The sequence below is a fragment of the Massilia agri genome, from assembly GCF_024753255.1.
GTDB lineage: Bacteria > Pseudomonadota > Gammaproteobacteria > Burkholderiales > Burkholderiaceae_D > Telluria > Telluria agri.
In genome coordinates this window covers 108,784-121,945 of record NZ_JANUHA010000002.1, presented here as the reverse complement: position 1 = coordinate 121,945, position 13,162 = coordinate 108,784, and the positions used below count along the sequence as shown (strand labels likewise).

At 64.6% G+C, this 13,162-nt stretch carries 9 protein-coding genes; 7 read left to right on the top strand and 2 right to left on the bottom strand.

Annotation, left to right across the window (positions count from 1 at the left end):
* Positions 1-112: 112 nt before the first annotated feature.
* Positions 113-1,969 (top strand): M1 family metallopeptidase, encoded by a 1,857-nt coding sequence (locus NX780_RS03615; protein WP_258826492.1) that lies wholly within the window; start codon positions 113-115, stop codon positions 1,967-1,969.
* Positions 1,970-1,998: 29 nt separating this feature from the next.
* Complete coding sequence (locus NX780_RS03610) at positions 1,999-3,588, top strand: serine hydrolase (protein ID WP_258826491.1); 1,590 nt, start codon at positions 1,999-2,001, stop codon at positions 3,586-3,588.
* A gap of 50 nt (positions 3,589-3,638) precedes the next feature.
* On the opposite strand, the gene NX780_RS03605 is transcribed toward NX780_RS03610, so the two are convergent.
* The gene (locus tag NX780_RS03605; protein ID WP_258826490.1) at positions 3,639-5,210 is read right to left on the bottom strand and encodes a S1C family serine protease; all 1,572 of its coding nucleotides are present in this window, start codon (positions 5,208-5,210) and stop codon (positions 3,639-3,641) included.
* Between the two features lie 108 nt (positions 5,211-5,318).
* Positions 5,319-6,113, bottom strand: a complete 795-nt coding sequence (locus tag NX780_RS03600; protein WP_258826489.1) for a class I SAM-dependent methyltransferase — start codon at positions 6,111-6,113, stop codon at positions 5,319-5,321.
* Between the two features lie 388 nt (positions 6,114-6,501).
* Between NX780_RS03600 and NX780_RS03595 the strand changes: the two genes are divergently transcribed.
* From NX780_RS03595 to NX780_RS03575, 5 genes are read left to right on the top strand one after another with little or no spacing between them, the layout of a single operon-like run.
* Positions 6,502-8,136: a TldD/PmbA family protein gene (locus NX780_RS03595; protein ID WP_258826488.1), complete on the top strand. Its 1,635-nt coding sequence runs from the start codon at positions 6,502-6,504 to the stop codon at positions 8,134-8,136.
* Between the two features lie 13 nt (positions 8,137-8,149).
* Entirely contained in the window at positions 8,150-9,484 is a 1,335-nt protein-coding gene (locus NX780_RS03590; RefSeq protein WP_258826487.1) for a TldD/PmbA family protein, read from the top strand.
* Between the two features lie 55 nt (positions 9,485-9,539).
* Positions 9,540-11,177, top strand: a complete 1,638-nt coding sequence (locus NX780_RS03585; protein ID WP_258826486.1) for a TldD/PmbA family protein — start codon at positions 9,540-9,542, stop codon at positions 11,175-11,177.
* A gap of 12 nt (positions 11,178-11,189) precedes the next feature.
* Positions 11,190-12,527 carry a TldD/PmbA family protein gene (locus tag NX780_RS03580; protein ID WP_258826485.1) on the top strand — a complete coding sequence of 446 codons (1,338 nt, stop codon included), beginning with the start codon at positions 11,190-11,192 and terminating at the stop codon, positions 12,525-12,527.
* A 14-nt stretch (positions 12,528-12,541) separates the two neighbouring features.
* Positions 12,542-13,162 (top strand): DUF4159 domain-containing protein, encoded by a 621-nt coding sequence (locus tag NX780_RS03575; RefSeq protein WP_258826484.1) that lies wholly within the window; start codon positions 12,542-12,544, stop codon positions 13,160-13,162.

The window sequence follows — 13,162 nt, the reverse complement described above, 5'->3', positions numbered from 1 at the left end:
GATCATAGCAGAGCGCCCCGTCAATACGGCGTGCGCCTGGGGCCAACTCGTGCTTTTCCGACGCGCCCGGAAGATGCTATTCTGCTCGCGCCCTCATCCTTCCCGAGAGACCATGAAGACTTCTACCGTGCTGCGCGCCACCGCCTGCGCCATCCTCAGCCAGTGGAGCGCCTACGCGTTCGCACTCGATCCCCTCAGCTACGCCAAATACGACCAGGTCAAGACCACCGCCCTGCACCTGGACCTGAAGGCCGACTTCACCCAGAAGACCCTGGGCGGCTATGCCGAACTGACGCTGGACTGGATCGACAAGAAGGCCACCACCCTGGACCTCGACACCCGCGACCTGGCGATCTCGAAGATCGAGGCGCAGGATGCGAAAGGCGGCTGGACGCCGGTCAAGTACACCCTTGACAAGCTCGATCTTGAAAAGGGCCAGGCCCTGCACGTGACCCTGCCCGGCCAGCCGGCCAAGGTGCGCATCCACTACAAGACCGCGCCTACCGCCGCGGCCCTGCAGTGGCTGACCCCGAAGCAGACCATGTCGGGCAAGTTCCCCTTCATGTTCAGCCAGTCGCAGCCGATCAATGCGCGCTCCTTCATGCCGGTGCAGGACACGCCAGCGGTGCGCTTCACCTACACCGCCCGCATCCAGGCGCCGGAAGGCATGCGCGTCGTGATGAGCGCCGATAACGACCCGAAGGCCACCGGCAAGGGCGGCTGGAACTTCAAGATGCCGCAGCCCGTGCCGTCCTACCTGGTGGCGATCGGCATCGGCGAGCTGGAAGCACGCACCCTGGGCGGCCGCACCGGCGTCTACGCCGAGCCGCAGCGCATCAAGGCCGCCGAGTACGAGCTGGCCGACACCGAGAAGATGGTGGCCGCCGCCGAATCGCTGTACGGCCCATATCGCTGGGGGCGCTACGACATGCTGGTGCTGCCGCCGTCCTTCCCGATCGGCGGCATGGAAAACCCGCGCCTGACCTTCCTGACCCCGACCATGATCGCGGGCGACCGCAGCCTGGTCGACCTGATCGCCCACGAACTGGCGCACAGCTGGTCGGGCAACCTGGTGACCAACGCCTCGTGGAAGCACTGGTGGCTCAACGAGGGCTTCACCACCTACGTCACCACCCGCATCATCGAGAAGCTCTACGGCGAGGAAGTGGCGACCATGAACCTGCAGCTCGAGCAGGAAGAGGCGATCGAATCCCTGAAGGGCATCCCGAAGGAGAAGCAGGCCCTGGTCACCCGCAACCCGGACGACTCCTCGAAGCACTACACCGACGAAGGCCTGGCTTACCCGAAGGGCGCCTGGTTCCTGCGCACGCTGGAACAGCGCGCCGGCCGCGCCGCATTTGACCCATTCCTGCGCAACTGGTTCGACCAGCACGCCTTCCAGAGCGTGACCACCGACCAGTTCGTGGCTTTCCTGCGCACGAACCTGCTGGCGAAGAACCCGAAGATCATGAGCGACAAGGAGCTCGACGAGTGGCTGTACGGCCCGGGCATCCCGGCCAGCGCCAAGCACGCCGTCTCCAGCCGCCTGACGAAGCTGAACGACACCACCGCGCGCTGGCTCAAGGGCGAGCTCACAACCGCGCAGCTCGATACCAAGGGATGGAAGGCGGAAGAGTGGATGAAGTTCCTGAACGACATCGACAACAAGGCCAATGCCGCCAAGCTGGAAGAACTCGACAAGGCCTTCGGCCTGGCCAGGACCGGCAACAACGAAGTGGCCTTCCGCTTCTATCGCGCTGCGGTGCACGCCGGCTACAAGGGCGTGCGTCCGCAGATGGAAGCCTTCCTGATGAGCGTCGGCCGCCAGAAGTTCGTGGTGCCGCTGTACACCGCCCTGCGCGCCAAGCCGGACGACCGCGCCTGGGCCGAGCGCATCTACAAGTCGGCGCGCGAGCGCTACCACCCGGAGACGCAGGGCAGCGTCGACAAGGCCATGGCAAGTAAATAAACAAGAAGGGGACAGACAGAGTGTTTTCGATGAATCGAGTAGCAGCCGCGGTCCTGATCGCGATTTCCACCACCGGTGCGGTCTTCGCACAAGATGCGGCGCCAGGCAGCAGCGCCGCCGTCGCGCCGGCGTACAACCTGCGCGCCGACGTCGAGCGCGTGATGAAAGAGTTCGACGTGCCAGGCATCGCCATCGCCGTCGTCAAGGACGGCAAGGTCGTCACCGCCGAGGGCTTCGGCGTGCGCAAGCGCGGCGAAGCGGCCAGGGTCGACGGCAAGACCATCTTCGAGATCGCCTCGAATTCCAAGGCCTTCACCGCCGCGGCGCTGGGCATGCTGGTCGACCAGGGCAAGCTGTCCTGGGACGATCCCGTGATCAAGCACCTGCCGGACTTCCGCATGTACGACGCCTACGTCACCGCCGAGATGACCGTGCGCGACCTGCTGACCCACCGCAGCGGCCTGGGCCTGGGCGCGGGCGACCTGTTGTGGTGGCCGACCACCACCTTCAGCACCGACGAGATCATCCACAACCTGCGCTATGTGAAGCCGGCGACGAGCTTCCGTAGCGCCTACGCCTACGACAACCTGCTCTACATCGTGGCCGGCAAGATCATCGCCGCCAAGTCCGGCAAGACCTGGGGCGAGACCATGCACGAGTGGATCCTCAAGCCAGTCGGCATGACGGGCACCACCACGAGCCTGGAAGAGAACGCGAAGTTCGCCAACGTCTCGGCGCCGCACAGCAAGATCGCCGGCAAGGCCGTGCCGGTCAAGCCGATGCCGGTATCGAACGCCGTCGGTGCGGTCGGCATCAACACCAGCGCCGAGGACATCGCGCGCTGGATGAACGTGCTGCTCGATAACGGCAAAGTCGGCGGCGACAAGCGCCTGTGGTCGGACAAGCAGGCGCGCGAGATGTGGACCGCCCAGACCCCGATGACGATCAACCAGCCGCGTCCTCCGCTGGCGGCGACCAAGCCGAACTTCTACGCCTATGGCCTTGGCTTCCAGCTGCGCGACTACCAGGGCAAGCTGGTCGCCATGCACGGCGGCGCGCTGCAGGGCTTCTATACCCGCGTGCTGCTGGTGCCGGAAGCGAAGCTGGGCATCGCGATCTTCACCAACGCCGAGAGCGGCCCGTCGCTGAACGCCCTGCAGTACCGCCTGCTGGACCAGCACCTGGGTGTGGCGCCGACCGACTGGATCGGCCGCATCGCCGACATCGACAGGGAAAACCAGGCCAAGGAAGCGGCCCGCGTGAAGGGGGAGGCGGCGTCGCGCGCGGCGCAGTCGAAGCCTTCGCTGGCGCTGGCGTCCTATGAAGGCGACTACGAGGATGCCTGGTACGGCAAGGTCTCGATTAAACGCGTGAATAACAGGCTGGTGATGTCCTTCACCCGCACGCCCGACCTGACGGGGGAGATGGAGCACTTCCAGCACGACACCTTCATCGTGCGCTGGAAGGAACGTAACTTCAACGCCGACGCCTACGTGACCTTCTCGCTGGATCACGACGGCAGCATCGAACGGGTGCGCATGAAGCCGGTGTCGACCGAGACCGACTTCAGCTACGACTTCCAGGACCTGCTGCTGGTGCCGGTCAAGAAGGCGAAGTAAGCAAAAAAAAACCGCAGCCCAGGCTGCGGTTTTTTCATTGCGGGACCGGATTACTTCCCGTTCCACACCTTCATCATGTCCTCCGACCCCTGGGTGCGGATGCCGTTGTCCGACAGGATCGATTCGGTCGCATCCAGCGCCGCCTTGCGCGGCAGGATCAGGGTCTCGCCGTAGCGCTGGTCGAACTTGAAGACCACGTGCTCGTCCTTCAGGTCACGCAGGGTCGACACCAGGTGCGCCAGGCTGCGGATCTTGACGCCGTTGACCGTGTCGACCACCGAGCCGAAGCGGTTGCCGTAGCCGGTCACCAGCCGGTGCGGGAAGAAGGGGCTGCTGATCACGACCAGTTCCTCGCGCGCCGCATCCGGCGAATCGCCGCGCTGGTTCACCAGGGGATTGTCGTTGAAGGCGTAGGCCGTCATTGCCGCCGCATTCGTCATCAGGAAGCTCGCGAATTCGGCCGTCGCGCGGGTGAAGGAAACCGGGCCGTAGACGAAGTAGGAGGGGTAGCCGCCGTTCAGGTCGGGGATCAGGAGCGGACGCGGGCCGCTGGTCGGCACCTCGACCTTCATGGTCTTGCCCCCACGGACGATGGTCATGGGCACCTTGCCGTTCTTCGCCACCTGCTGGATGCGGTACTGGAAGCGCACGCGCAGGTTCGAGCCCAGCTTCACCATGCCCTGGTTGTCGACCGGGTACTCACCGATGTGGGTGATCACGTCCCATTCTTTCAACGGCCAGGAAGCATCAGGTTTATACGGACGATGCACCACCGCGCCTTCGACCGATTTGTCCAGCTTCAGGAAGGCGCGCAGGGCCGGGTTCTCCAGGGTCTGGATGCTGTCGTGCAGCAGCGGCTTGCCGTCGTAGCGGCCATCGGCCACGTCCTTCAGGAACAGCTCGATCTCCTCGTTCGGAATCACGTAGCCGATGTTCTGGGCGCCGGCCGCCATCGAGAAGGCCAGGCCGATCATCTTGTCGCCGGCGATCACGGGGCCGCCGCTGTTGCCCGGGTTGATCGGCGCGTCGATCTGGATGCGCAGGCCCGAGCTGAAGGAACCGTAGCCGACGAATTCCACGCGCGAGACGATGCCGCGGGTGGTCGAGAGCGAGTTGCCGCCGACCGGATAGCCGTAGGCGTAGACGGCTTCGCGCACGTCCGGCAGCACGGCGGCGCGCCGGACCGGCGGGCGCTTCTCAAAAAAGGAAGCGTCGTCCAGTTCCAGCACCGCCAGGTCCAGGCCACGCGCCAGCGCGATCACCTTGGCCGGCACCTTGTCGCCCGACTGGCTGGCCTGCACCTCCACCTGGCTGGCGTAACCGACCACGTGGGCATTCGTCAGGATGCGCTTGCCCTCGATGATGACGCCCGAGCCGGTGATGTCGCGCGGCGACTGCTTGGCCCAGGGTTTGTACGGGTCCGGGGCACGCACGGTGGAGAAGATCTTGACCACCGAGTTCTCGACCGCCGGCAGGGCGGGAGCCGTGGTGGCCGACGGGGTCGCGACCGCCGGCGAAGGCGGGGTGCCGGGAACCGGCGCCGGGGGAGGGGTGGTGTCCTGTGCATGGACGAAGCCGGCCAGGGCGAATGCCACGGCGGCGGCAAGACGTGCGGTTTTCATGGTTTCCTTCGGTGGCGTTGCGGTTGATTCGAACCGCAAGAATATACACGCTCGCCGCCGAAGGAAATACACAAAATTCCACCGGAGGGGCGGCCCCTCCGGCATGGCTTACTGCTTGACGAACTTGAGCGTCATGCGGTCGCTCTCGCCGATCGCCATGTACTTCTCGCGGTCCTTGTCCTTGTTGGCCAGTACCGGGGGCAGGGTCCACACGCCCTTCTCGTGATTGGCGGTGTCCTTCGGATTGGCATTGACCTCGGACTTGGCGGCCAGCTTGAAGCCGGCGCTTTCGACCATCTTGATCACCCAGGCCTCGTGCACGTAGCCGCTCGAGGCTTTCGCATCCTGGGTCATCGAGGCCGGCAGGCGGTGGTCGACGATGCCCAGCACGCCGCCCGGTTTCAGGACCTTGTGGATTTCCCTGAAGGTGTTCTTCAGCGCGTCTTCGCCGTTGCCGACCCAGTTGTGCAGGTTGCGGAAGGTGAGCACCATGTCGACGCTGTTCGGCGCCGCGATCTGGTAGGTGGTCGGCGGTTCGAACACGGCTGGGACCACCTTGTCGTAGATCGCCGGGTTCGAATCGAGCTTCTTCTTGAAGGCCATGCCGTAGCGCTTCTCCGGTGCGATGGCTTCGCCCGCGCCGATCAGCTTGCCGTTCTGGCGCAGGTAGGGCGCCAGGATCTCGGTGTACCAGCCACCCGAAGGCGACAGCTCCACCACGGTCATGTTCGGCTTGATGCCGAAGAAGCTCAAGGTCTCGTAGGGATGGCGCGCCGCGTCGCGCGCCTTGTTGGCGGCGCTGCGGTGTTCGCCCGCGATGGCGGCTTTCAGGGCGTCGTCGGCCTGCGCGGCGCCGGCCGCCAGGCTTGCGGCCAAACCAGCGGCCAGGATCAGTCGTTTCATCGGTTCGAGGTCTCCATGGTGTTGTGCGGCCGGGCGGGACGCCGCCGCCGCGCCGATGATCAGGCACGCGGGCCGGACAGTCAAGCAGTGTTCGCATATACATATTCGTCCCCTGTACATGTCCGGCCAAGTGTCCGCAATCGCCGTCCGGACAGGGTCGCGGACACTTTCCGCGGACAGCGGACGCCCATGCATTCATGCATGCAAAAGGCACGGTGATCTGGCACAACAATTGCCTATTCAAAACCTCAAGTTGCTGCTAAGGTTGACAAGTTTGCCGGGCCCGATCGGGGTCGGCAAAACCGCTTTCCCTGCGCCGTAAATACAAGAGCGGACCGCGTCGTCGGCGGGACCGCTGCCCAGAAGTAGGTTGATTTCAGGAGATTTTATGGAACGCCGTACCTTTCTAAATTTCAGCAGCCTGGCGCTCGCCTCCACAATGCTCCCCTTTACCCGCGCGATCGCGGCTGAAGAGCTGCTGAGCAGCATGCCCACCGCCGCCAAGAAGGCCCTCGCCGACGTCGCGCTGAACGCCGCCACCAAGGCCGGCGCCAGCTATGCCGACGTGCGCATCGGCCGCTACCTGAACCAGTACATCACCACGCGCGACCTGAACGTCGAGAACGTGGCGAATACCGAGTCGGCCGGCGTGGGCGTGCGCGTGATCGCGAACGGCGCCTACGGCTTCGCCGCCACCTCGGACATGAGCAACGACGGCATCGCCAACGCGGCGCGCCAGGCGGTGGCGATCGCCAAGGCCAACGCCAAGCTGCAGTCCGAACCGGTGCGTCTCGCACCAGTCAAGGGCGTCGGCGAGGTGTCGTGGTCCACGCCGATCAAGAAGGACTGGCGCCTGGTTCCGATCAAGGAAAAGGCGGACCTGCTGATTGCGGCCAACAAGGCCGGCATGGAAGGCGGCGCGACCTTCATGAATTCGATGCTGTTCCAGGTGAACCAGCAGAAGTATTTTGCCTCGACCGACGGCTCCTACATCGAGCAGGACGTGCACCGCCTGTGGGCCCCGTTCCAGGCCACGGCCGTGGACAAGGGCACCGGCAAGTTCCGCTCGAGGTCCGGCCTGGGAGCGCCAGTCGGCATGGGCTACGAATACCTGGACGCGCGCCCCGAGCACAAGCTCAAGGCGGCCGGCGGCGTCGCCACCTTGTACACCGGTTCCTACGACATCATCGAGGACGCGAAGGCCGCGGGCCGCGATGCCAAGACCAAGCTGACCGCCAAATCGGTCGTGCCGGGCAAGTACGACCTGATGCTCTCGCCCGAACACCTGTGGCTGACGATCCACGAGAACGTCGGACACCCGACGGAACTGGACCGCGTGCTCGGCTACGAAGCCAACTACGCCGGCACCAGCTTCGCCACCCTGGATAAGTGGGAGACCAAGAAGTTCAAGTACGGTAACCCGATGGTCAACCTGTACGCCGACAAGGTCACCCCGGGTTCGCTCGGCTGCGTGGGCTATGACGACGAGGGCGTCAAGACCAAGAAGTGGGACATCATCAAGGACGGCATCCTGGTCAACTACCAGGCCACGCGCGACCAGGCCCACATCATCGGCGAAAAAGAATCGCACGGCTGCTCCTACGCCGACTCGTGGAACTCGGTGCAGTTCCAGCGCATGCCTAACGTCTCGCTCGCCGCGGGCAAGAAGAAGCTCACCCCGGACGAGATGGTCAAGGACATCAAGAAGGGCATCTACATCGTCGGCGACGGCTCCTTCTCGATCGACCAGCAGCGCTACAACTTCCAGTTCGGCGGCCAGCTGTTCTACGAGATCAAGGACGGCAAGATCGGCCCGATGCTGGAAGACGTGGCCTACCAGGCCAATACCCAGGAATTCTGGAATGCCTGCAGCGCGATCTGCGACGAGCGCGACTGGCGCATGGGCGGCTCGTTCTTCGACGGCAAAGGCCAGCCGCCGCAGATCAGCATCGTCTCACACGGCTCGTCGACGACGCGCTTCAACGGCATCAACGTGATCAACACCGCCCGCAAGATCGGCTGAGGCATAGGCAAACATGAGCATCCTGACCCAAGAGCAAACCAAGCGCATCACCGACCGCGTCATGTCGCTGTCGAAGGCCGACGAGTGCACCGTCAGCATCGAAGGCTCGCGCATCGGCAACATCCGCTTCGCGCGCAATGCCGTGTCCACCGCCGGCCTGTCGGACGACACCCAGATCCAGGTGCAGGTGGCCTTCGGCAAGCGCCAGGGCACCGCCACCATCAACGAGTTCGACGACAAGTCGCTGGAAAAGGCCGTGCGCCGCGCCGAAGACCTGGCGCGCCTGGCGCCGGAGAATCCGGAATTCATGCCGGCGATCGCCAAGACCGCCTACAAGCCGTCCGAGACCTTCGTCCAGCGTACCGCCGACATCGATCCGGAGTTCCGTGCCCAGGCGGCCGCCTACGCCATGGAAGCCTGCCGCAAGAAGGGCCTGGTCTCGGCCGGCTTTTTCACCGACCGCTCGACTTTCGAGACCGTCGCGAATTCCAACGGCGTGTTCGGCCACCAGGTCGCCACTTCGCTGGACTTCACCTGCACCGTGCGTACCGAAGACGGCCGCGGTTCGGGCTGGGTCAAGCGCTCGGCGCGCGACGTCGCCAAATTCGATCCGCGCGAAGCGGCCGACATCGCCATCGAGAAGGCGCTGCGCTCGGTAGACGCCAAGGCTCTCGAGCCGGGCCGCTACACCGTGGTGATGGAGCCTTCCGCTACCAGTGATTTGCTGACCTTCATGATCGGCGGCTTCAATGCCCGCATGGCCGACGAGGGCCGCAGCTTCCTGTCGAAGAAGGGCGGCGCCAACCGCCTGGGCGACAAGCTGTTCGACCAGCAGGTCAACATCTGGTCCGACCCCTGGGACAAGGACGTGCCGGTGCTGCCGTGGGACGGCAATATGCTGCCGCGCGAGCGCACCCACCTGGTCAAGGACGGCCGCATCAATGCGCTGAACTACTCGCAGTACTGGGCCAAGCAGAAGGGCCAGCGCGCCATCGGCAGCGCCGGCAACATCATCATGGCCGGCACCGACAAGAGCACCGCCGAGCTGATCGCCAACACCAAGAAGGGCGTGCTGGTGACCCGCACCTGGTACATCCGCATGGTCGACCCGCAGTCGGTGCTGGTGACGGGCCTGACCCGCGACGGCACCTTCTACATCGAGAACGGCAAGGTCAAGCACCCGATCAAGAACTTCCGTTTCAACGAGAGCCCGGTGTCGATGCTGAACAATATCGAGGAGATCGGCAAGCCGATCGTGATCGGCGGGGACGAGGCGAACTACTCGATGCTGATTCCGTCGATGAAGATCCGCGATTTCAACTTCACTTCCCTCTCGGACGCTGTCTAAGCACCGTTGGGTGGGCGGGGACCGCCCACCCATTGACACCCACTCGGAACAAATCATGGAACGTCGTAAATTCCTCCAAATCGGCGCCGGCACCGCGGGCGCCATGCTGGTCCCCGTCTTCGGCAACGCCATCGCGGCCGAGGAGCTGCTCAATCCCATGGCCGCAAGCGCCAAGAAGGCCATCGCCGACGTCGCGCTGAACGCCGCCACCAAGGCCGGCGCCAGCTATGCCGACGTGCGCATCGGCCGCTACCTGAACCAGTTCATCATCACCCGCGACCTGAACGTCGAGAACATCAGCAACACCGAATCGAGCGGCGTCGGCGTGCGCGTGATCGCCAATGGCGCCTACGGTTTCGCATCGACCAACAACATGAGCCCGGACGGCGTCGCCGAAGCCGCGCGCCAGGCGGTCGCCATCGCCAAGGCCAATGCCAAGCTGCAGACGGAACCGGTGCGCCTGGCGCCCGTGAAGGGCGTGGGCGAGGTGGCCTGGGCCACGCCGATGAAGAAGGACTGGCGCGGCATTCCGGTCAAGGAAAAGGCCGACATGCTGATCGCCGCCAACAAGGCGGGCCTGGACGCCGGCGCGACCTTCATGACCGGCTCGCTGTTCCAGATCAACCAGCAGAAATACTTCGCCTCGACCGACGGCTCCTACATCGACCAGGACATCCATCGCCTGTGGGCGCCGATCAACGCGACCGCGGTCGACAAGGCCAGCGGCAAGTTCCGCTCGCGCGCCGGCCTCGGCTCGCCGGTCTCGATGGGCTACGAGTACTTCGACGCCAAGCCGGGCGACAAGGTGCGCGCGGCAGGCGGCGTGACCACGCTCTATACCAGGTCCTACGATCTCGTCGAGGATGCGCGCCTGGCCGGCAAGCAGGCGCGCGAGAAGCTCACGGCGAAGTCGGTCGAGCCGGGCAAGTACGACCTGGTGCTCTCGCCCGAACACCTGTTCCTGACCATCCACGAGAACGTCGGCCACCCGACGGAGCTGGACCGCGTGCTCGGCTACGAGGCCAACTACGCCGGCACCAGCTTCGCCTCGCTCGACAAGTGGGAAACGAAAAAATTCAAGTACGGCGCCGAGCGGGTGAACTTCGTCGCCGACCGCACCACCCCGGGTTCGCTGGGCCTCATCGGCTACGACGACGAGGGCGTGCGCGCCAAGAAGTGGGACATCATCCGCAACGGCGTGCTGGTGAACTACCAGGCCACGCGCGACCAGGCCCACATCATCGGCGAGAAGGAATCGCACGGCTGCTCCTACGCCGACAGCTGGAGCACCATCCAGTTCCAGCGCATGCCGAACGTGTCGCTCGAGCCGGGCAAGGCGCGCCTGACCCCGGACGAGATGGTGGCCGACGTCAAGAAGGGCATCTACATCCTCGGCCGCGGCTCCTACTCGATCGACCAGCAGCGCTACAACTTCCAGTTCGGCGGCACGCTGTTCTACGAGATCAAGAACGGCAAGATCGTCGGCCCCCTGGAGGACGTGGCCTACCAGGCCAACACCCAGGAATTCTGGAATGCCTGCAGCGCGATCTGCGACGAGCGCGACTGGCGCATGGGCGGCTCCTTCTTCGACGGGAAGGGCCAGCCGAGCCAGGTCAGCGCGGTTTCGCACGGTTCGAGCACCACGCGATTCAACGGCATCAACGTCATCAACACCGCACGCAAGATCGGTTGAGGAGGAGACACCATGAAACAGCTGAACCAGGAACAAGCCAAGCGCATCACCGACCGCGTGATCGGTTTTTCGAAAGCCGATGAATGCAGTGTCTCGATCGACGGCAACCGCACCGGCAACATCCGTTTCGCGCGCAACAGCGTGTCGACCGCCGGCCTGACCGAGGACACCCAACTGTCCGTACGCGTCGCCTTCGGCAAGCGCACCGGCACTGCGGTCATCAATGAATTCGACGACAAGTCGCTGGAGAAGGCCGTGCGGCGCGCCGAGGAACTGGCGCGCCTGGCGCCGGAAAATCCGGAATTCGTCCCGGCCTTCGGACCGCAGGAATTCCGCGGCACCCAGACCTTCGTCCCCGGCACGGCGGCGATCGACCCGGACTACCGCGCCGAGGTGGCGGCCGCTTCGATCGGCCAGGCGCGTGCGAAGAAACTGGTCACCGCCGGCTTCTTTACCGACAGTACCCGGTTCTCCGCGATCGCCAACTCGAAGGGCGTGTTTGGCTTCCAGGAATTCACCGATCTCTCCTTCACCTGCACCGCGCGTACCGAAGATGGCCGCGGTTCGGGCTGGGTGACCCGCTCGGCCAACGATGCACGCCGCTTCAACGCGGGCGAAGCCGCGGCGGTCGCGATCGACAAGGCCCTGCGCTCGGTCGACGCGAAGGCGCTGGAACCGGGCCGCTACACCGTGATCCTGGAGCCGGCGGCAACGTCTGAAATCCTCGGCAATATGTTCAGCTCCTTCAGCGCGCGCAGCGCCGACGAGGGCCGCAGCTTCCTGGCCAAGAAGGGCGGCGGCAACCGCCTGGGCGACAAGCTGTTCGATGAACAGGTCAATATCTGGGCCGACCCCTGGAATCCGGACGTGCCGGTGGCGCCCTGGGATGACAACACCATGCTCGCCCGCAAGCGCACCGACCTGGTCAAGAATGGCCGCGTCGCCTCGCTCGGCTACAGCCCCTATTGGGCGCAGAAGACCGGCAACGCTCCCACTGCCAGCCACGGCAACATGATCATGGCGGGCGGCACCAAGTCGCTGGACGAGCTGATCGCGGGCACCAAGAAAGGCATCGTGGTCACCCGTACCTGGTACATCCGCATGGTCGACCCGCAGTCGCTGCTGCTCACCGGCCTGACGCGCGACGGCACCTTCTACGTCGAGAACGGGAAGATCAAGCACGCGGTGAAGAACTTCCGCTTCAACGAGAGCCCGGTCACCATCCTCAACAACATCGAGGAGCTCGGCAAGCCGGAGATCATCGGTGGCGACGAGGTGCCTTTCCAGATGGTGCTGCCGCCGATGAAGGTCCGCGACTTCAACTTCACCTCGCTGTCCGACGCGGTCTGAATGGCGCGCTTCTGATGGCGAACTTCGATTTCTACTTCACGCGCCTGAGCTACGAATCGGGCGACTGGGACGTGGATATCCGTATGCCCAGCAACGTGCTGAACTCGCTCGTCGAGTACACCACCTTGCGGGTGGATCCGACCGAGCGCATCGTCGCCCTGTCGGATCCGAAGATGCTGGAAGCGCCGTTCTGCTACTTCGCGGGACACAAGCTGGTGCAGTTCACCCCAAGCGAGCGGCGCAACCTCGAGAAGTACGTGCGCGGCGGCGGCTTCGTCTTCGTGGACGACTGCAACCACGACATCGACGGCCTGTTCGCGAAATCGTTCGAGGCCGAGATGGTCAAGATATTCGGCGCCTCCGCCCTGAAGAAGATCCCGAATACGCACCCGCTGTATTCCTGCTTCTTCAAGTTCGACGGACCGCCCACCACCGGGGGCGAGCTCAATGGCTGGGGCGACGACCTGGTGCACGAATACCTGAAAGCCATCGAGTTCGGCGGGCGCATCCGCCTGCTGTACTCGAACAAGGACTACGGATGCGAGTGGGACTACGACTTCCGCAACAAGCGGTTCCTCGCGGTCGACAACACCCGCTTCGCGGTCAACATCATTCAATATGCGTTGGGAGCCTGA